The sequence below is a fragment of the Streptomyces sp. NPDC102514 genome (assembly GCF_055584525.1).
Window position 1 is genome coordinate 199,673 of sequence record NZ_JBVJLW010000006.1, and the last position, 19,117, is coordinate 218,789.

The window sequence follows — 19,117 nt, forward strand, 5'->3', positions numbered from 1 at the left end:
TACGGTCCAGTCCGTGAACCGGGTATTGCGGACTGGACGCCGACCTTGGAGGATCGACCAGTCCTCCGATGGCTGCACCCATCGGTCGGCCGCCCGCGATCAAGGGAGACACTGCTCATGAAGCTGCTGCGAGTCGGTACGGCGGGGGCCGAGCGTCCCGCGCTGCTCGATGCCGACGGAGTTCTGCGGGACCTGTCGGACGTCGTGCCGGACATCGACGGGGCGCTGCTCGCCGACGACGTGGCGCTCGGCCGGATCCGTACCGCCGCCGAGGCCGGGGAACTGCCCGCGCTCGACGCGGACGGACTGCGGGTCGGGCCGCCGGTCGCCCGCATAGGCAAGGTTGTCTGCATCGGCCTCAACTACCACGACCACGCGCGGGAGACGGGGGCCGAGCCGCCCGCCGAGCCGGTCATCTTCTTCAAGGCCGCGGACACGGTGGTCGGGCCGCACGACACGGTGCTCGTACCGCGTGGCTCGGTCAAGACCGACTGGGAGGTCGAGCTGGCCGTCGTCATCGGGCGTACGGCGCGCTACCTCGGCTCGCGCGAGGAGGCGCTCGCGCATGTCGCCGGGTACGCGGTCGCGCACGACGTGTCCGAGCGGGAGTTCCAGATCGAGCGCGGCGGGACCTGGGACAAGGGCAAGAACTGCGAGACGTTCAACCCGCTCGGGCCGTGGCTGGTGACGGCCGACGAGGTGCCCGATCCGCAGGCGCTCGCGCTGAAGCTGTGGGTGAACGGGGAGCTGCGGCAGGACGGCAGTACGGGCGACCAGATCTTCTCCGTCGCGGAAGTGGTGCGGTACGTGAGTCAGTTCATGACTCTCTATCCCGGGGATGTCATCAATACCGGGACGCCTGCGGGGGTTGCGCTCGGGATGCCCGAGCCGAAGCCGTTCCTGCGGGCGGGGGATGTCGTGGAGTTGGAGATCGGGGGGTTGGGGCGGCAGCGGCAGGTTTTCGCGCCCGCGTAGCCGTTCCACTCGGGGGCGGGGAACGTCGGCGCGTTGTCGGCTGCGGCGACGTCGTGGCTGGTCGCGCAGTTCCCCGCGCCCCTTGGGGGCTGCGCCCCCTCAAGACAACAGATTGCGCCGTTCCCCGCGCCCCTGGGTGTGGTGGCCCTTACGTCGTCATGAAGCGGGTCAGGGCTTCTACCACCAATGCGTGGTCCTCCAGTTGGGGGAGGCCCGAGACCACCACCGTGCCGATCACGCCTGTGTCCTTCACCGTGATCGGGAAGGCTCCGCCGTGGGCCGCGTACGTGTCGGGGTCCAGGCGGGAGGAGGCCTCGAACGTCGTGTCCTTGGCCCGGAAGCGGCTGCCGACCAGGAGGGACGAGGCGGCGTAGCGTTCGACGACCCGGCGCTTGCGGTCGATCCAGGCGTCGTTGTCCCGGGTCGAACCGGGCAGCGCGGCGTGGAAGAGCTGCTGGCCGCCGCGGCGGATGTCGATGGCGACGGGCGCCTCGCGCTCGCGGGCCAGTTCGACGAGGAGCGAGCCGAGGGTCCACGCGTCGTCGTGGGTGAAGCGGGGGAGCGTCAGGCGGCGCTCCTGCTCCTCCAGTTCGGCGACGGTCGGGGCCGTGGCGGGCGTGGCGGGCGTGGAAGTGCTCACAGGGTCACCGTCACGTTCTCGTGGGCCGAGCGGTACGCGGCCTCCAGGACGTCCAGGGCCGCGGCGGCCTCCAGCGCGGTGACCGGGTTCTCGCCGGTGCCGCGCAGGGCCTCGGCGACCGCCGTGTAGTACGCGGGGTACGCGCCCGGCACGGTCGGGACCGGGGTGCCGCCGCCGGTCTGCGGGGACTCGCCCGAGCCGACGCGGCCCCGCAGCTCCTCCGGCTCCACGCCCCACTCCTTCTCGCCGCCCGCGACCGGGCGTCCGCCGTCGCGCAGGGCCGCCTCCTGGGGATCCAGGCCGTACTTCACGTAACCGGCCTTCGAGCCCAGCGTCCGGAAGCGCGGGCCGAGCTGGGCCGTCGTCGCGGAGGCGTAGAGGTGGGAGCGGACGCCGCTCGTGTGCGTGATCGCGATGAACGTGTCGTCGTCGGCCTCGGCGCCGGCGCGGCGGACGTCCGACTCCGCGTAGACGGTGGCCGCGGGGCCGAAGAGGACCAGTGCCTGGTCGACCACGTGGCTGCCGAGGTCGTACAGCAGACCTCCGATCTCTGCGGGGTCGCCGGACTCGCGCCAGCCGCCCTTGAGTTCGGGGCGCCAGCGCTCGAAGCGGGACTCGAAGCGGTAGACGTCGCCGAGTTCACCGTCGGCGATCAGCTTCCGGAGCGTCAGGAAGTCGTTGTCCCAGCGGCGGTTCTGGAAGACGGAGAGCAGCAGACCGCGTTCGTCGGCGAGGGCGGCCAGCTCGCGGGCCTCGGCCGCCGCGCCCGCGATCGGCTTGTCGACGACCACCGGCAGGCCCGCTTCGAGGGCGGCCCTGGCGATCGGGACGTGCGTCTTGTTCGGGGACGCGATGACGATCAGGTCCAGCCCGTCCGCGCGCTGCCACAGCTCGTCGGGGGACGTCGCGAACCGTACGCCGGGGAACTCGTCCCTCGCCTGCCGCTGCCGGTCCGGGTTCGCCGTGACGACCGTGTCGAGGACGAGGCCCTCGGTGGCGGCGATCAGCGGGGCGTGGAAGACGGAGCCCGCGAGGCCGTAGCCGACGAGACCCACGCGGAAGGGGCCTTCGCGACGGGAGTCCGGGCGGAGGGAGGTGTCAGCACCTGTGCCAGTCATGCCCTCCACTTAAACAACGCTGTTGCCAAAGTGCAAGCGCGGGGGACAATGGGGTGTGGGACGCGAGGAGCGCGCAAGCGTCGGGAGCGGTGCGGCGAGCAGAGTGTTGTCGGGTGCGCGGAAGTGTCGAGTGAGGAGGAGTGCCGAGTGGCTGGGATCAGGGCCGCGGGACCGGGCGGTGCGGTCAGCGGGGTGAATCTGCTCTCGCTGCGCAGCCACAATGCCGCGCTGCTGCTCGACCTGCTGCGCAGGGCCGGGCGGGCCGGGATGAGCCGTCTCGAACTCGCCGAGCGTACGGGGCTGACCCCCCAGGCCGTCAGCAAGATCACCGCCCGGTTGCGCGAGGACGGTCTGATCGCCGAGGCGGGCCGGCAGGCCTCCACGGGAGGCAAGCCCCGGACCGCGCTGCGGCTGGTGCCGGAGGCCGGGCACGCGGTGGGACTCCAGGTCGACCGCGACGAACTGCGCGCCGTCCTCGTCGACCTCACGGGCGAGGTGGTGGCCGAGCGCCGGGCCGCCCTCGACCTCGGAGCGGGCGCGGAGGCCGTGCTGGACGTGGTCGTGGACGAGGCCCAGGTGCTGGTGGAGGGGCCCTCCGACGCCGCCGTCCTCGGGGTCGGCGTCGCCATGCCGGGGCCGCTCGACCACACGCACGGCGTGCTGCACCGGGTGACCGGGTTCCCCGAATGGGACGGGTTCCCGCTGCGGGACGCCCTGGCGCGGCGGCTCGGGGTGCCCGTGGTGCTGGACAAGGACACGAACGCCGCGGCGCTCGGACTGGCCGTCGGCGGCGAGGTCGGAGCTTTCGCCTATCTGCATCTCGGTACGGGGCTGGGGGCCGGGCTCGTCCTGGGCGGGTCCGTGCACCGCGGGGCCCGTACCGGGGCGGGGGAGTTCGGGCACCAGGTCGTCCAGCTGGACGGGCCGCCCTGCCCGTGCGGCAACCGGGGCTGCGTCGAGGCGCTCTGCCTCGCGGCGGTGGCCCGGGGCGACATCGACGGGGCGGCCCGTGTCCTCGGCGAGGGCGCCGCGAACCTCGTCGGGCTGCTCGACATCGACCTCGTGCTGCTCGGCGGCCGTACGGTCACCGCGGAGCCCGAACGCTTCGTACGCGGTGTCGGCGCCGTGCTGGACACCCGCGCCCGGCGCGAGGGCGCGAGCAGCCCCGTACCGGTGCGGATCGCGCCCGGCGGCGCGCGGGCGGTCGCGGAGGGAGCGGCCCAACTGCTGCTGGCCCCGCTGTTCGGCCGGACACAGGACTGAACGGCGGCGGGCGCCCGGGGGCCCCGCCGGCCACACACCGGTCCGCCCGCCCGCACCCTGCCCGCCGCCCGGACGCACCGCTGCCGCCGGACGGACGCAGCCTCGCCGCCCGCCCGCACCCTCGCCGTCGGCCGGCCGCACACCGGTCCACCCGCCCGCACCCTGCCCGCCGCCCGGACGTACCGCTGCCGCCGGACGGACGCAGCCTCGCCGCCCGCCCGCACCCTCGCCGTCGGCCGGCCGCACACCGGTCCACCCGCCCGCACCCTGCCCGCCGCCCGGACGTACCGCTGCCGCCGGACGGACGCACCCTTGCCGCCGACCGCCCGCACCCTGCCCGCCGCCCGGACGTACCGCTGCCGCCGGACGGACGCAGCCTTGCCGCCCGCTCGCCCGCACCCTCGCCGTCGGCCGGACGTACCTGCACCTCCGAACGGCCCCAGACTGGCCGCCCCCCTCCGCGGCCGATCGGACGCACACTTGCGGCCGACCGCCCGCGCCCAACCGGACGTACCTGCACCCCCGAACGGGCTTCACCCCCGCGCGTCGCGGCCAGCGGCACGCGTCCCCGTGGCAGGCTCCCGTGTCCATGCGACTGAGCAAGCCCCTGTCTCTCGCCGTGACCGCTGCAGCCGCCCTCACCTCCGTGCCCGCCGCACCGGCCTCCGCACAGGCCCTGCCCGGGGCCGGACCCACCTGCGCCACGTCCGGGAAACGGGACTTCCCCGTGCGCACCCGCATCCACGGCGGCCCCGACGCCTACGAGGCCGGCGGCGGATTCCGGATCTGGTACATCGACCTCACCAACACCACCGACGCCCCCTGCGAGAACGTCCACCCGGTCGTCGTCCTCGTGGACAAGAAGCGGGCGCTGCGGCCGGAGCAGCCGCGCCTGGAGTTCTACGACGGGGACCGGCCCCACGCCGTGACCTTCGAGCGGACCGACGAGGACGAGCACATCGGCGTGCTCGGCTCCGCCGGGCCAGGCCCTTCCGTGTCGGGCTCCCCGGCGCCGGACTCCGCCGGGGAGGACGGCTTCCCTGGGTTCACCGTCGCGCCCGGCAAGACCCTCTCCGTCAAGGTGCGGCTCGCGGTCACCTCGGACGCGGTGGCCAACGACGTCGTCGCCAACGCGGCCGTCGTCCAGCGGCACCAGGACGACGGCGCCTGGGTGGGCCAGTCGAACGACTACCGGTTCCGCATCGTCGGGGGAGTGGCCGGGGGCAAGGAGACGGGCGAGCCGCGCGGTGACACGGGCGTCCCGGACCGGGACCCGGACCCGGAGCGTCGGGGTGCCGCCGACGGCGTACCGGACGGGCTGCCGTTCGCCGAGGAACTGGCCGGTACGGGGCTCTCCTCGCCCCGCGCCCTCCTCGCCGCGGCCGGCGGCGCGCTGCTGCTCCTGACCGCCGGGGCCACCGCGCTGGTCGTGGCCCGCCGCAGACGCTGAGCCCGCGACCCCCTCCGGCGTTCCCCCTCCCGCGTCCCTCTCCCTCGTCCTCCCCTCCTCCAAGATCCAGCGGATGGCTAGGCTGGGGGCGTCGGCACACGGCGGTGACCGGCGGCGTCGGCGCACCCGCACGGCGCACCCGCACGGCTCACGCAGAACGCGTACGGCAGGAGACGGCACATGGCAGAGCGCAAGCCCATCGAATCGTGGCTCACCGACATGGACGGGGTGCTCATCCACGAGGGCGTGCCCATCCCCGGCGCCGACGCCTTCATAAGGAAGCTCAGGGACTCCGGGAAGCCTTTCCTGGTCCTCACCAACAACTCCATCTACACGGCCCGCGACCTGCACGCCCGGCTGCGGCGGATGGGCCTGGACGTGCCGGTCGAGAACATCTGGACGTCCGCCCTGGCCACCGCGCAGTTCCTGGAGGACCAGCGCCCCGAGGGCTCCGCGTACGTCATCGGCGAGGCCGGTCTGACCACCGCGCTGCACGACATCGGGTACGTGCTGACCGACCACGACCCCGACTACGTGGTCCTCGGCGAGACCCGCACGTACTCCTTCGAGGCGATGACCAAGGCGGTGCGGCTGATCAACGACGGCGCCCGTTTCATCGCCACGAACCCCGACGAGACCGGCCCGTCCGCCGAGGGCGCGCTGCCCGCCACCGGCGCGGTCGCCGCGCTGATCACCAAGGCGACCGGCAAGCAGCCGTACTTCGCGGGCAAGCCGAACCCGCTGATGATGCGGACCGGGCTCAACACCATCGGCGCGCACTCCGAGACCAGCGCGATGATCGGCGACCGCATGGACACCGACGTGCTGGCCGGTCTGGAGGCGGGCATGGAGACCTTCCTCGTCCTCACCGGTCTCACCACGAAGGCGGAGATCGAGAAGTACCCGTACCGCCCGTCCACGATCGTCGACTCCATCGCGGACCTCGTCGACCGCGTCTGAGCCGGCCGCACGAGCCGCCACCCGTACGGGCCGCCACCCGTACGGAGCAGCGGGCCCCCTCCCCGGATGCGCCCGTCCGGCCCGCGGAGGACGCTCCAGATGTCTGGAGGTTCACGATGGGTTCACTGCGACTCGCTCTCTGTGCCGGTGCGGCGGCTGCCGCCGCACTCGCCCCCACGGCGTACGCCCCCTCTGTGTTCGCGGCCGACGGAGGTGTCCGGGTGACCCCGGGGTCCCCGGCTCCCGGCAGCGACGTCCGGTTGCGGGTCCAGGGGTGCACCGGGCTGACCGGCACCGCCGCGTCGGCGGCGTTCGTCGCCGACGCACAGCTCACCGGGGGCCGGGGGGACCTCGCGGGCGAGACCCGCGTCCGCTCGACGCTCGACCCGGGCACGTACGACATCAAGGTCACCTGCGACGGCTTCGAGCACAAGGTCAAGGGCACGGTCACCGTCGCCGACAAGAAGCAGCGCGAGAAGCAGGAACAGAAGGAGAAGCGGGAGCGGGAGGAGCAGCGGGAGGAGAAGCAGAAGCGGAAGCAGCCGGACGGCTCGGCCGCCGCTTCGCCCGCCGCGCCCGCGTCCCCCGTCGCCCCCGTGCACGCGGGCGGTGGCGGTACCTCACGGCTCGCCGCCGCCGAGGCCAGGTCGGAGGGGCCCGGTACCCGGCACGCGGTCGTCGGACTCGTCCTGGCCGGGGTCGCCGCCGTCGCCGTGGCCGTCAGCAGCGCCCGGCGGGGCCGCCGCCGTACGGACTGAGGGGCCATGTCACCACGCACGCAATCGGAACACCGGGAACACACGGCGGGCGCCGGCCGGCTCCTGATGGGGCTCGCCTGGGCGCTGCTGCTGCTCGGACTGTGGCTCTGGGGCCGCGAGGTCACCGACATACGGCAGGGCATATCCGCGCCGACCACCGGCGACATGGCGGCGGTCGGACGCCCGCTCGGCGTCGAACTGCCGCCCGCCGTGAAGCCGCTGGGCGACGCGCGGCCCCAGCGCGTGGACGTGCCCGCACTGGGCGTACGGGCCCCCGTCGTGAGCCGCGGCCTCGACCCGGGCGGGGCGATCGATCCGCCGCCGTACGGACAGCCGGGGACCGTCGGCTGGTACCAGGACGGGGTGCGGCCCGGGGCGGCCGGAACCGCGCTGCTCGTTGGGCACGTGGACACCGAGACCCGGCCCGCGGTCTTCTACCACCTCAGCGAGATACGGCCCGGCGCGGCGGTCCGGGTGGTCCGGGACGACGGCACGGTCGCCGAGTTCACCGTCGAGGACGTACAGGTCTTCGCCCGCGACCGCTTCGACGCCCGGAAGGTGTACGGGGCCCGGCAGACCGGGCGCGCCGAACTGCGGCTCATCACGTGCGGCGGCACCTTCGACCGCACGAGCCGCACCTACACGGCGAACGTGGTCGTCTCCGCGTACCTCAGCGGGACCCGTCACGGATGAGGGGCGGCGGTACCTGGCCCGGTCGACGACCCGCTCCCCCCGGAGCCGTCGACCGGGCTGGTCCTCGACCGTGCGCGCACGGGCTGCGGGAGTAACCCGGCGACCGGCACGGGAGGTTCAGGGTCCCATCCGCGGACGGGCGGATGGCCGGACAGCCGGGGGCCCGGGCCGTCTGGGACGACTCTAGAACGGATGAGCGCCCCGGCCTAGGGGCTGAATGACGCCAAGTCCCAGCACGGTGGCGCTGCGTTATCCGCGCAGGTGGCCGCGGCGTCCGGGCAGGTCCGCGGGACCCCGCCGCTGTCCGGCCGTTCAGCGCTGTAACAGCTGGCCGACAAGGCGTGACTGTGCTCGTGGGCGGCCCGACACGTATGTCAGGATTGGTACTTCGGACGGTGCACCCGAGGGGGAGTTTTTCGATGTACGGGAGCAGGGGGGCCGGGGCAAGGGCGTCCGTGGCGGTGGCCGGAGCTGTGCTGCTGCTCGGGGCGTGTTCGTCCTCGGGCGACGACGGCGACAAGGACACGTCGGGCGCCGAGGTGAGCCAGCAGCCCAAGGAGAAGGACCCGTTCTGGGTCAACCCGGACGGGAACGCGGCCGAACAGGTCGCCGCCTATGCGAAGGACGGCAAGGACGAGAACGCCGAACTGATCCGTAAGATCGCCGAGCAGCCCACCGGGCAGTGGCTGACTCCGGAGAACGCGGAGCAGGAGGCGCGCGGCTTCACCGAGGCCGCGGCGAAGGCCGACCGGGACGCCCTGCTCGTCGTCTACAACATCCCGCACCGCGACTGCGGCCAGTTCTCCAGCGGCGGCGCCGCCGACGGCAACGCGTACCGGACCTTCATCGACCAGGTCGCCAACGGCATCGGCGACCGGGCGGCCACGGTGATCCTGGAGCCGGACGCCGTGCTCCACATGGTGGACGGCTGCACCCCGGACGAGTTCCACGAGGAGCGCTACGACCTGCTCCGGGGCGCGGTGGAGAAGTTCAAGTCGCTGAAGAACACGAAGGTCTACCTGGACGCCGGCAACGCGGGCTGGGGCAAGCCCGCCGACATCGCCGAGCCGCTGAAGCTGGCGGGCGTCGAGAACGGCGACGGGTTCGCGGTCAACGTCTCCAACTTCTACAAGACGCCCGACAGCACGAAGTACGGCAAGGAACTGTCGTCGAAGGTCGGCGGCAAACCGTTCGTGATCGACACCAGCCGCAACGGCAACGGCCCCTACACGGACGGCGACCCGGAGGAGAACTGGTGCAACCCGCCGGGGCGCGCGCTGGGCGAGTCACCCACCACGAAGACCGACGACGATCTCGTCGACGCGTACCTGTGGGTCAAGCGGCCCGGCGAGTCCGACGGCACGTGCAAGGACGGACCGAAGGCGGGCCAGTGGTGGCCGGAGTACGCGCTGAAGCTCGCGAAGGCGAGCAAGTAGTAACTGCTTGTAGGTGACGTGCACGTGACTGGGGGCGCCCTCCCTGTGCGGAGGGCGCCCCCAGTCACGTACGCACCACGTCCGTCAGGGGATCTTCACCCACTGGGCCTTGCTCGGGGTGCCCTGGTCGTCCGTCACGAACAGCATGTACCAGCCGGACTCGACCAGGTTGCGGCTCTTCGGGACGGTGACCTCGATGCCGTCCTGCGTCTTCTCGAAGTCCAGCGCGATCGACCGCTGGTCGACGTCGGTGACGTGCGTCGACGCGCTCGGCCGGATCAGCCGGGCCGACTTGATCGACGAGGAGTGCTTCGACGTGAAGGTCGCCGACCCGCCGCGCTCGATGGTCTTCGGACCGCCGGAGAGCGTCGGCCGCGAACCCTGGAAGAGGTACGGCGGCGTGTAGATCTCCACGCGCTGCTCGAACTTGCCCGGCTTGGTGTTGGCCTTGTCGGCGTAGAGCGAGTCCGAGCCGAAGAACATCACGCGGCCGTCGGGCAGCAGGATCGAGCCCGAGTGGTAGTTGCGCCCCACCAGCGGATCGGCGACCCGCTTGAACTCGTTGGTCTTCGAGTCGTACATCCGCGCCTGCAGGATGTTGGTGGCACCGCGCCCGCGGTAGTCCTCCGAGCCGCCCGACACCAGCACGTCGTCGTCCGGGAGGATCGAGTACTGCGGGTAGCGCGTGCCCTTCTCCATCTCGGGACCGTCGACGAACTTCGGGTTGTCGGCCAGCAGGTCGATGATGCGGGTCTTCTTGCTGGACAGCTTGGACTCGCCGACCCCGCCGCCGCCGATCACCATGTACTTCTCGTCCTGCGCGGGCGGCAGCAGCACCGTGCCCGCGGTCTCCAGGAGCTTCGGGTCGGACATGCCCTTGAGCTTCTTGAACTTGTTCGTCTCCAGGTCCCAGACGCCCGGGTCACGGCCGACGTCGTCGGGTCCGTAGCCGGCGTTCGCGCCCGAGTAGAACAGCTTGCCGTTCTGCATCAGGGAGATCGCCGGGTAGGTCGGGAACTGGCGGACGCCGTCGGTGTACGTCCACTTCTTGGTCTTCGGGTCGTACACCTCGTTCTTGCCCGGGACCAGCTGGCCGATCTCGTCCAGGCCGGAGAGGCTGAGGATCTTGCCGTCCGAGAGCGTGGTGAGCGTCGGGTACCAGCGCGCCTCGTTCATCGGGTCGACCTTGATGTACTTCTCGGCGACCGGGTCGAACTCGTAGGCGTCCCGGATGCCCTGGAAGTCCTTCTTGTCCAGGGCGAGCTTCTGCGCGATGCCGTACGTGTTGCGGGCGTCGGCGCCCGAGAGCCCCTGCACGCGGTAGTTGTCCTGCGTGCCCGTCTCGTACTTGGAGCCGCTCTTCTGCGCCTCGACGTAGATCCGGCCGAGGCCCGGTTCGTTGCGCAGGAACTTGCCGGTCGCCGGGTCGAAGACCTTCTTGGCGCGCTCGACGACGACCGGGTCCTTCGACACGAACGTCTTGCCGTTCTCCTTGCCGGAGAAGCGGGTGCCCGCGGGCAGGGTGATCGGCTCGTCGGGGTTCTCGTTGTGGACGACCATCAGGCCGCCCGCCTTGGTGATGTCGCCCTTGAGCTTCTCGTAGCGCTTGGTGCCGCCCGCGATCAGCAGATTGCCGTTGGGCAGCTGGGTGTGGCCCGTGCAGAACAGGTCGGCCGGCGTCGGGACCTTCTTGATCGTCTTCTTGACCGGGTCCCAGACGCGGGTGTCGAACTTCTTCGCGTCGAAGTTGTCCTGGTTGTTCCCCGAACCGGCGATCAGCAGGATCTTGCCGGTGTGCAGCAGCGCGGCGTGAATGGTGTTCAGCCGGTACTTCTCGGGGAACTCGACGATGTCCCACTTGCCGTTCTCGGCCTTGTACTCAGGTCTGTTGATCTTGTACTCGTGGTACTGCTCCGACCCGAAGCGGTAGAGCGCGGGTCCGTTCATCCCGGCCAGCGCAAGCACCACCGCCGCACCTATCGCGATGCGGCGGGCGCGGCGGCGGCTGGAACCGTCTTTCACTTGAATTCCCGTCTAACTCGACTGACTTGGCCGGCACGGACCAGGCCTCGTCCCTGGTCCGGCCCCTGGGGTGGGATACGCGGCGCGGTGGCCGCGCATCTCATTCCCCGGACGAACGGTGCCGGCCTCCGAGGGAGATCTGCACGGTCTGGTCGGTGCCCCCGCCCGACGCCCAGCTCGGCTTGTGCTGAGGTGCGTGCTGCTGCCCGTGCGGGGCGGCGTGCTGAGGCGCCTGGGACTGCTGTGGCTGGAGGGGGATCCGGCTGTCGTACACGGGCGCCGGGGCGGCCGGGGGCTCCTGGGGGGAACCGTGCCGGTGCTTCCTCCCCTTCTTGTCCTGCCGCATCATCCAGCGCCAGGCGAACATCGGCGAGGCCGTGATGAGGAGCGCGAACGTCGCCCAGATGATCATCGCCGGGTGGGAGTGGCCGTAGACGAAGCCCGCGGTGATCGAACCGCTGAAGATCGCGATGAAGTACCAGTGGTACCGGAACGTCCCGAACCAGGTGTCCGGGCTCGCGGAGTCGCCCTTCGGGGTCACCACGAACTTGCTCTTGCGGCGCAGCATCGAGTCGATGAGGGCCTTCGCGTACAGCGGTGCCGACAGCGCGGACATGATCATGCCCGCCACACCGCCGGAGCCCTCGGGCTCGTGCGGCGAGACGTTGTGGCGGCGGTTCCAGACGTAGAGGCCGATCTGCAGCGCCGAGGCGTTGCCGTAGAGCATCAGCCAGATCGCCGGGTCGATGTTCACACCCGAGGCGCCCAGACCCAGGAACAGGGCGCAGCTCAGCGCGGCCAGGATCCAGTTGAGCGCCGACATCGGGTAGAAGATGATCATCATCGTGTAGTTGAAGAACTTACTCGGCGGCAGCGAGTAGGCGCCCTTCCAGTACTGCTTGAGGATCGTCTCGTACGTACCCCGTGACCAGCGCATCTGCTGGGTGAAGAAGTCCGTCCAGGCGTTCGGGCCCTCACCGACCGCGAGGACGTCCGGGGTGTAGACCGAGCGCCACTTCCTGCCCGTCGCCGGGTTCTTGTGGCGGTGGATCTCGAAGCCGGTCGCCATGTCCTCGGTGATCGAGTCGTACAGGCCGCCGATCTGCTTCAGCGCCTTGATGCGCACGGCGTTCGACGTGCCCACGAACATCGGCGAGCCGTACGCGTTGCCCGCGCGCTGGATCAGCGCGTGGAACAGGAACTGCTGCGACTCGGCGGCCTTGGTGATCGGGTTGTCGTAGTTGCCGTAGACCTGCGGGCCGATCACGAAGCCGATGTTCGGGTCGCGGAAGAAGCCCAGCATCCGCTCCAGGTAGTTCGGCAGCGGGACATGGTCGGTGTCGACGCTGGCGAAGAAGTCGTAGTGGTCACCGTGCGCGTCCAGCCAGGCGTTGTAGTTGCCGTGCTTGGTCTTGGCGCGGTGCGGGCCCTTCTTCTGGTTCCACTTCGCGACGCCCTTGCGGGAGAAGTGGTGCACTCCGAGGCGCTCGCACACCGCCTTCACCTCGGGGTCGTCGCCCTCGTCGAGGAGCCAGACATGCATGAGGCCGCGGTGCCGGATCCGCACCGCGGCTTCCAGGGTCTTCGTCACCATCTCCAACGGCTCCTTGCCGGGCACGAAGGAGGTGAGGAAGGCCACTCTGGTGCCGGTCTCGGGCACCACCGGGATCGGGTCGCGGGCGACCAGCGTGGCGTGCGCGTTCGACAGCACGTTCATGCAGCGGAACAGCTCGATCAGACCGATGGAGACGAGCATCACCACGTCGAGCGCCGGCAGGAAGTCGTACGCGGGATAGTCCCGCTCGGTCCAGTGCGCCGGCTGGAGGAGCCAGATGAGCAGCACGATCGACAGCAGCGGGGCCGCGCCCAGCATCAGGGCGGCGCGCAGCCGGTGCGGCTCCTGCGAGAGCAGCGTGCGGTACTGCACCTTGTACGGCTTGGTCGGGTCCGGCTGCGTGAGAGGACCCGCGAGCCGGCTGTAGTGCTCGTAGTCGTATCTCGGCAGGTTCTTCTTGATTCTGCGGAAAGTGCCGGTCCGCGTCTGTGACGGCACCCTCAGCTGGGTGGTCTCGGACGGGTCGGAGTTCTGCCGGGCGCCCGTCGGCGTCGACGTCATGAGTCATCCCCCCACACGCGAGTTTCCACGTGCTCGTTGTTCCCTTCGCCGGCCGGTCCCCCTGAACCCGCACTGGCGTATCAACAGCAGGCCCCCGTCACCACATCATCCACACACCTTATAGACATGGCGGAGCGGCCTTCCGGTTGCATGATGCCCCCCTCGGCATCCGTTCATTGACAGGGCCCCAATCCCTGCCTTCGCACGCAACCGCTTTCATGCCCCCAACTGCTCTGTAACCGCAGCCTCTTGTTGCCCAGGGTTCTATGCCGTTCGTCATGATCGCAAGATGCGAAACACGGTGTTTACCGGTCATACGCGCTCATTGGGGAGCCTGCTGGTCTCGTTCGGTACCGGTTGCTGTCAACCGCGTACGGATGTTGCCGAAGTGTTCTCTTATCGCGTCCTCGGCCCGCCCCGGATCACCGGAGCGCACCGCGTCGAGAATCTCCCGGTGCTGCCGGCAGGTGACCTTCGGATCCTGCGGAAGTTCCACGAGATCCGTGCGTACGCGGTGGAAGGCGTCCCAGAACGCCTCCAGGAGTTCACTCAGCAGGACGTTGCCCAGACTCCGGTAGAGGGTGGCGTGAAACGCGCGGTCGGTCTCGGCGAGACCCGCTCCCGCGGTGGCCTCGGCCTCCATGCGCTCGACCAGCGCGTCCAGGACGGCCAGATCGTCCGGCGGGACGTTGCCCGCCACACGCGAGACCAGGCCGGTCTCCACGGCCTCGCGCAGCTGCAGGAGCTGCAGGAGGCTGTCCTCGCCGCGGTAGTGCCCGGCGACCGTGCGGAAGGCCAGGCCCTCGATCATCGGGGCCATGGACATCGGGCCGACGTAAGTGCCGAAGCCGTGCCGGATCTCTACGATGCCCATCGCCTGGAGGGCCTTGAGGGCCTCGCGCACGGAGTTCCGGCTGGCGCCGAGCAGCTCCATGAGGTCGGGCTCGGTCGGCAGTACGGCGCCCGAGGGCAGCCGACGGTCGATGATGAGCTTCTTGATCTGCTCCTGGAGGTCGCGCGCCATGGCGAGAGGGTAGCGGGCCGTAAGGGTTCGGCCATACGCGAAGAGGCTCCCCGCTTCTCGCGGGGAGCCTCTTCGTTACTTCTCTTGCCCTGCTGGTGCTTCTTCCTGCTTCTTGTGCGCCGCCAGGGACTCGAACCCCGGACCCGCTGATTAAGAGTCAGCTGCTCTAACCAACTGAGCTAGCGGCGCGTCTCGTCAGGAATCCTAGCGGATCCCTGCGGGGGCTTTGACCGGGGGATTCGGCTGCGGGCCGGTGGGGGTGGGCCGCGCAGTTCCCCGCGCCCCTGGGCGGTTGGGGGCGCGGGGAACTGCGCGAGCAACCCCCACCGGCCCGCAGCCGAAATCAGACCCGCTCGCCGGAGGCGGTCGATACATCATTCGGACCGTCAACATGCGGTCCGAGCAACACGTTGCGAAACTGACGCACGTGCAGAAGCGCGAAATTCTCAGACAGGACGACGACGGGAAAAGCATGCCCGCTCCGGCATTCGAGGAATTCGATCCCGAGAGCGACTGCGACTGCCCCGGATGTACACACTGGCGGCGCGTACTGCCGCATTCCAGAACCGGCGGATTCGGCGGCCACCCGGCCGCACTGTCCCCCATGGCGCTGGCCCTCGCCGCGGCCACCGGCACGGTGCTCGGCGCGGCCGGCGCCACCCCCGCCGTCGCCGCAGCGCACGCCCCGCAGCGCCCCGGCGCCCCCGCGGCCGACGACCCCGGCACTCCGCAGGGCGGCACGACCCCGCTGCACGGCCCCGGTGGGGTGCCGGCCAGGATCAAGGCGCCCCAGACGACCCGGGCCGAGATCATCAACCGGGCCAGGGAGTGGGTCGCCGCGCAGGTGCCCTACAACATGGGCGCGTACTGGTCCGACGGCTACCGCCAGGACTGCTCCGGCTTCGTCTCGATGGCGTGGAACCTCGGCGGGAACGAATGGACGGGCAGCCTCGACAAGTACGGCGTCCGGATCGCCCAGGGTGATCTCCAGCCGGGGGACATCCTGCTCTTCCACAATCCGTCCGACCCCGAGAAAGGGTCCCACGTCGTGATTTTCGGCGGCTGGACGGATTACACGCAGAGCCATTACGTCGCGTACGAGCTGACGCGTCCGCACGCCCGCAGGCAGGCCACTCCTTACGCCTACTGGAGCAATTCGGACCGCTATCTCGCGTATCGCTACAAGGGGCTCAAGCCGGAGCCGGGCAAGGGCGGCACGGGCACCGGCACCGGCACGCCCGTCACCTCTCCGGCCGCGGCCGGCTATCCCGGCGCCGCCGCGTTCGGGCCCGGTGCGAACAACGCGTACGTCACCCGGCTGGGGCGGATGCTCGTCGCGCGGGGCGCGGGGAGTTTCTACACCTCGGGTCCCGGGCCGCGCTGGTCGGACGCGGACCGGCGGGCGACCCGGGCGTTCCAGCAGGCGCAGGGCTGGACCGGGGCCGACGCCGACGGGCTGCCGGGGCCGGCGACCTGGTCGTACCTGGTGAACGGCAAGGGCCGGGACGTCCGGGCCGCGAGCGCAGGCAGCCCCGGCACGCCCGTGAAGCCCCCGGCCGGCGGTGTCGCCCCGCACGGCGTCCCCGGCTATCCCGGACGGGCGATGTTCCGGCCCGGCGCGGACAACGACCACGTCACCCGGCTGGGGAGGCAACTGGTGAAGAAGGGGTTCGGCACGCACTACACGCAGGGTCCGGGATCGCGCTGGGGCGAGGGCGACCGGCGCAACGTCGAGGCGTTCCAGCGCGCGCAGGGGTGGCGCGGCGGGGCGGCGGACGGCTACCCGGGTCCGGAGACCTGGCGACGGCTCTTCGCCGACACCCCCTAGGGCGGTTGTTCGACCGGCACGGCGGTTCTTCCTGGCGCGGAGGCACGGAGGCACAGATGAGTACGACGACCACTTCACACTCGCCGGAGCCCGAGGGACCGCCCGAGGCGGGCGGCCGGGACCCCGGCGGACGCGACACCGGCGGCCGGGACACCGGCGGTCGGGAGGCGGGTGGCCGCGGGGCGCGGGTCATCCACAACGAGGCGACCACCGAGATCCCGGTCCACCTGCTCTTCCGCGACGAGCCCGGACCGGTGTCCGTGGCACTGGCGCCCGCGGTGGTCAGCCGTCGGCGGGGTACGGGCGAGCAGCCGCGGATCGCGCGGCGCACCCCCGCCCCGCTGCGGCCGAGGCCCACACCGGAGGTCGACCCCGACCTGGTCGAGCGGCCCGCACGGGTGCTGCCGGGCCTGGCCGGAGTACTGGCGGGCGCCGTCGGTACGACCGGCTGCGTCCTGGCGTCCTGGTGGGCGGGCGTCCTGCCGCCGCTCGCCGTGGACGCGCTGGGACTGCCCGCGCACACCGCCGCCGGACTCGGCGGTCCGCAGTGGGCGGCGCTCGCGGGAGGCGGGGCGCTCGCGCTGTTCGGGTTCGGCGGGCTGGCCCGCGGCCGTACCGGGCGCGCCTGGGTGCTCGGCCTCTTCGGCCGCTACCGGGGCACGGTCCGGCGCACCGGGCTGATGTGGGTGAACCCGCTGGTGCTGCGCCGCCGGATCGACGTACGGCTGCGGCACTGGCGGAGCGAGGCGATGCCCGCGGTCGACGCGAACGGCGTCGCGCTGCGGGTCGTGGTGCTCGTCGTCTGGCGGGTGCGGGACACCGCCCGCGCCGCGCTCGGCGTCGAGGACCACCAGCTGTATCTGCGCGAGTGCGTGGAGGCGGCGCTCGCCCGGGTGCTCGCGCAGCTGCCGGCCGACCTCTCGCCGAACTCGCCCTACGGGCCGAACGCGTCGGGCGGGGCGGACTCCGCGACCCTGCGGAACACGGAGGCCGTCAGCGACTCGCTGACCCGGCTGGTGGCGGCGGAGGCGGCGGCGGTCGGGCTCCAGGTGTACTCGGCGCAGCCGCTCGGGGTGGAGTACGCGCCCGAGATCGCCGCCGTGATGCAGCGCCGCCGGATCGCGGCCCTGGACGCCCAGCACCGCGACAAGGTCCTCACCTCGGTCGTCGACTCGGTGGAGGACACGGTGACCCGGCTGACCGTGCGCGGTCTCGTCGAGCTGGACGACTACGAGCGCAAGGCCCTGGTGAAGGACCTGACGGTGGCGTTCTATACGGGGCATGGAGATCGATGACCCCCGCACCCCCGTCCCGGCCGCCGACCCCGAAGCCTCCGCCACCGGCCCCCACGACCTCACCGACCCCCACATCCTCGCGGGTCCCCACACCCTCGACGACCTGGCCGCGGACGCCTGGAGTCTGACCGAGGGCACCCCGCGTGCCGTGCTGGGCCTGGCGGGACCGCCCGGTGCCGGCAAGTCCACCCTCGCCCGCGCCCTGGTCGCGCACCTCGGCGAGGGCGCCGCCTATCTGCCGCTCGACGGCTTCCACCTCTCCAACGTCCAGCTGGAACGCCTCGGTCTGACCGCCCGCAAGGGCTCCGAGCCGAGCTTCGACGTGTGGGGGTACGTCGATCTGCTGCGCCGGGTCCTCGACGAGACCGTCCGCGACATCTACGTACCGGACTACGACCGCACGCTCCACGAGCCGGTCGCCGCGCGGCATCTGGTGCCTCCGGCCGCCCGGCTCGTCGTCACCGAGGGGAACTATCTCGCCTGTGATCTGCCGGGCTGGCGGGACGCACATGTGCTCATGGGGGAGTGCTGGTACGTGGAGACGCCGGGGGGCGTGCGGCAGGAGAGGCTGGTGGAGCGGCAGTTGGCTGGTGGGAGGGACGAGGCGCAGGCGCGGGACTGGGTGGCCACCAACGACGACCCGAACGGACAGCTGGTGGAGAAGTCGCGGGACCGGTGCCACCGGGCCCTCTCCACGATTGGTATGGACCCATCCGGCTTTTGACGTGGACTTGATATGGACACAGCCAAGTCCTGGCAATAATCTGGTACTTGGTCTAGACCTGAATCATCGCCTCATCTTCACCTTCGTCTTCACCTTCACGCATCGCGATGCGCACGCACGGCTCACGGAACTTCCCCCACGTTCTCCAGGAGCGGCAGCATGCGAGAAACTCCCCAGCCAACCCTCCGGCCAACTCCCCCGCCCCGAAAGCGGCTGAAGTGGTACGCCGCCGCCGTCGGACTCGCCACCACCGGAGCGATCGTCCTCTCCAGCGGCGGTGCCACCGGCCACGGCTACACCGATCTCCCCGTCAGCCGGCAGAAGCTCTGCCAGAACGGCGGCGTGGCCAACTGCGGTGACATCCAGTGGGAGCCCCAGAGCGTCGAGGGCCCCAAGGGCTTCCCGGCGGCCGGGCCCTCGGACGGTCAGATCTGCTCCGGGAACCACGGCAACTTCGGCGCGCTCGACAAGGCGACGACGCCCTCGGGCGGCGCCTGGCCGACGACGAAGGTCAGCGGCGGGCAGAGCTACACCTTCCGCTGGCAGTTCACGGCACGGCACTCGACGACCGACTTCAAGTACTACATCACCAAGAGCGGCTGGAACCAGAACGCTCCGCTGACGCGGTCCGCGCTGGACACCACCCCGTTCCTGACCGTTCCCTACAGCGGTCAGCCCCCGGCGACGCTCTCGCACAGCGGCACCCTGCCGTCGGGCCGGAGCGGACACCACGTGATCCTCGCGGTGTGGACGATCGCCGACACGAGCAACGCGTTCTACGCCTGCTCGGACGTCACCTTCTGAGCCATCGCACG

The 19,117-nt window shown here is 71.2% G+C and carries 16 protein-coding genes and 1 tRNA gene; 11 read left to right on the forward strand and 6 right to left on the reverse strand.

Annotated features, from left to right (window positions below):
* Positions 1-117: 117 nt before the first annotated feature.
* The gene (locus ACZ60E_RS17705) at positions 118-975 is read left to right on the forward strand and encodes a fumarylacetoacetate hydrolase family protein (protein WP_469441429.1); all 858 of its coding nucleotides are present in this window, start codon (positions 118-120) and stop codon (positions 973-975) included.
* A gap of 148 nt (positions 976-1,123) precedes the next feature.
* Here the strand turns inward: ACZ60E_RS17705 and ACZ60E_RS17710 are convergent, their stop codons facing one another.
* Both ACZ60E_RS17710 and ACZ60E_RS17715 read right to left on the reverse strand, forming a co-directional pair.
* A complete protein-coding gene (locus ACZ60E_RS17710) occupies positions 1,124-1,615 on the reverse strand; it encodes a heme-degrading domain-containing protein (RefSeq protein WP_469441434.1) in 492 nt (163 codons plus the stop codon).
* A complete protein-coding gene (locus ACZ60E_RS17715; RefSeq protein ID WP_469441436.1) occupies positions 1,612-2,733 on the reverse strand; it encodes a Gfo/Idh/MocA family oxidoreductase in 1,122 nt (373 codons plus the stop codon). The genes ACZ60E_RS17710 and ACZ60E_RS17715 overlap by 4 nt, the downstream gene beginning before the upstream one ends.
* A gap of 147 nt (positions 2,734-2,880) precedes the next feature.
* Here ACZ60E_RS17715 and ACZ60E_RS17720 point away from each other — a divergent pair, with 147 nt between their 5' ends.
* The 6 genes from ACZ60E_RS17720 (at position 2,881) to ACZ60E_RS17745 (ending at position 9,293) form a co-directional block, all read left to right on the forward strand.
* Positions 2,881-3,996 carry an ROK family transcriptional regulator gene (locus ACZ60E_RS17720; protein ID WP_469441438.1) on the forward strand — a complete coding sequence of 372 codons (1,116 nt, stop codon included), beginning with the start codon at positions 2,881-2,883 and terminating at the stop codon, positions 3,994-3,996.
* Between the two features lie 589 nt (positions 3,997-4,585).
* Positions 4,586-5,446 (forward strand): hypothetical protein, encoded by an 861-nt coding sequence (locus ACZ60E_RS17725; protein ID WP_469441440.1) that lies wholly within the window; start codon positions 4,586-4,588, stop codon positions 5,444-5,446.
* A gap of 180 nt (positions 5,447-5,626) precedes the next feature.
* A complete protein-coding gene (locus tag ACZ60E_RS17730; protein WP_107016032.1) occupies positions 5,627-6,406 on the forward strand; it encodes an HAD-IIA family hydrolase in 780 nt (259 codons plus the stop codon).
* Positions 6,407-6,522: 116 nt separating this feature from the next.
* Positions 6,523-7,164 carry a hypothetical protein gene (locus tag ACZ60E_RS17735; RefSeq protein ID WP_469441444.1) on the forward strand — a complete coding sequence of 214 codons (642 nt, stop codon included), beginning with the start codon at positions 6,523-6,525 and terminating at the stop codon, positions 7,162-7,164.
* A gap of 6 nt (positions 7,165-7,170) precedes the next feature.
* Positions 7,171-7,857 (forward strand): class F sortase, encoded by a 687-nt coding sequence (locus ACZ60E_RS17740; protein WP_469441445.1) that lies wholly within the window; start codon positions 7,171-7,173, stop codon positions 7,855-7,857.
* A 419-nt stretch (positions 7,858-8,276) separates the two neighbouring features.
* Positions 8,277-9,293 (forward strand): glycoside hydrolase family 6 protein, encoded by a 1,017-nt coding sequence (locus tag ACZ60E_RS17745; protein ID WP_453795031.1) that lies wholly within the window; start codon positions 8,277-8,279, stop codon positions 9,291-9,293.
* A gap of 84 nt (positions 9,294-9,377) precedes the next feature.
* On the opposite strand, the gene glxA is transcribed toward ACZ60E_RS17745, so the two are convergent.
* From glxA to ACZ60E_RS17765, 4 genes are all read right to left on the reverse strand, one after another.
* Positions 9,378-11,315, reverse strand: coding sequence for a radical copper oxidase GlxA (gene glxA, locus ACZ60E_RS17750; RefSeq protein ID WP_384805096.1), 1,938 nt, complete (start codon positions 11,313-11,315; stop codon positions 9,378-9,380).
* A 100-nt stretch (positions 11,316-11,415) separates the two neighbouring features.
* Positions 11,416-13,431: a glycosyltransferase family 2 protein gene (locus ACZ60E_RS17755; protein WP_469441446.1), complete on the reverse strand. Its 2,016-nt coding sequence runs from the start codon at positions 13,429-13,431 to the stop codon at positions 11,416-11,418.
* 322 nt (positions 13,432-13,753) lie between these two features.
* Complete coding sequence (locus tag ACZ60E_RS17760; protein ID WP_469441448.1) at positions 13,754-14,455, reverse strand: FadR/GntR family transcriptional regulator; 702 nt, start codon at positions 14,453-14,455, stop codon at positions 13,754-13,756.
* A gap of 115 nt (positions 14,456-14,570) precedes the next feature.
* Positions 14,571-14,644, reverse strand: a tRNA-Lys gene (locus ACZ60E_RS17765).
* A gap of 283 nt (positions 14,645-14,927) precedes the next feature.
* Between ACZ60E_RS17765 and ACZ60E_RS17770 the strand changes: the two genes are divergently transcribed.
* The 4 genes from ACZ60E_RS17770 to ACZ60E_RS17785 all read left to right on the forward strand — a co-directional run bounded on the left by ACZ60E_RS17770 (position 14,928) and on the right by ACZ60E_RS17785 (position 19,106).
* Positions 14,928-16,283 carry a peptidoglycan-binding protein gene (locus ACZ60E_RS17770; protein WP_469441449.1) on the forward strand — a complete coding sequence of 452 codons (1,356 nt, stop codon included), beginning with the start codon at positions 14,928-14,930 and terminating at the stop codon, positions 16,281-16,283.
* Positions 16,284-16,339: 56 nt separating this feature from the next.
* Positions 16,340-17,578, forward strand: coding sequence for an SPFH domain-containing protein (locus tag ACZ60E_RS17775; RefSeq protein ID WP_469441451.1), 1,239 nt, complete (start codon positions 16,340-16,342; stop codon positions 17,576-17,578).
* Positions 17,565-18,302, forward strand: a complete 738-nt coding sequence (locus ACZ60E_RS17780; RefSeq protein ID WP_469441455.1) for a nucleoside/nucleotide kinase family protein — start codon at positions 17,565-17,567, stop codon at positions 18,300-18,302. Before ACZ60E_RS17775 ends, ACZ60E_RS17780 begins: the two co-directional genes overlap by 14 nt.
* A gap of 159 nt (positions 18,303-18,461) precedes the next feature.
* Positions 18,462-19,106: a lytic polysaccharide monooxygenase auxiliary activity family 9 protein gene (locus ACZ60E_RS17785; protein ID WP_385838871.1), complete on the forward strand. Its 645-nt coding sequence runs from the start codon at positions 18,462-18,464 to the stop codon at positions 19,104-19,106.
* Positions 19,107-19,117: the final 11 nt, after the last annotated feature.

Coding starts and splice junctions, on each gene's coding strand:
- ACZ60E_RS17705 (WP_469441429.1), top strand. CDS start 118: ATGAAGCTGCTGCGAGTCGGTACGGCGGGGGCCGAGCGTCCCGCGCTG.
- ACZ60E_RS17715 (WP_469441436.1), bottom strand. CDS start 2,733: ATGACTGGCACAGGTGCTGACACCTCCCTCCGCCCGGACTCCCGTCGC.
- ACZ60E_RS17725 (WP_469441440.1), top strand. CDS start 4,586: ATGCGACTGAGCAAGCCCCTGTCTCTCGCCGTGACCGCTGCAGCCGCC.
- ACZ60E_RS17730 (WP_107016032.1), top strand. CDS start 5,627: ATGGCAGAGCGCAAGCCCATCGAATCGTGGCTCACCGACATGGACGGG.
- ACZ60E_RS17735 (WP_469441444.1), top strand. CDS start 6,523: ATGGGTTCACTGCGACTCGCTCTCTGTGCCGGTGCGGCGGCTGCCGCC.
- ACZ60E_RS17740 (WP_469441445.1), top strand. CDS start 7,171: ATGTCACCACGCACGCAATCGGAACACCGGGAACACACGGCGGGCGCC.
- ACZ60E_RS17745 (WP_453795031.1), top strand. CDS start 8,277: ATGTACGGGAGCAGGGGGGCCGGGGCAAGGGCGTCCGTGGCGGTGGCC.
- ACZ60E_RS17755 (WP_469441446.1), bottom strand. CDS start 13,431: ATGACGTCGACGCCGACGGGCGCCCGGCAGAACTCCGACCCGTCCGAG.
- ACZ60E_RS17760 (WP_469441448.1), bottom strand. CDS start 14,455: ATGGCGCGCGACCTCCAGGAGCAGATCAAGAAGCTCATCATCGACCGT.
- ACZ60E_RS17770 (WP_469441449.1), top strand. CDS start 14,928: ATGCCCGCTCCGGCATTCGAGGAATTCGATCCCGAGAGCGACTGCGAC.
- ACZ60E_RS17775 (WP_469441451.1), top strand. CDS start 16,340: ATGAGTACGACGACCACTTCACACTCGCCGGAGCCCGAGGGACCGCCC.
- ACZ60E_RS17780 (WP_469441455.1), top strand. CDS start 17,565: ATGGAGATCGATGACCCCCGCACCCCCGTCCCGGCCGCCGACCCCGAA.
- ACZ60E_RS17785 (WP_385838871.1), top strand. CDS start 18,462: ATGCGAGAAACTCCCCAGCCAACCCTCCGGCCAACTCCCCCGCCCCGA.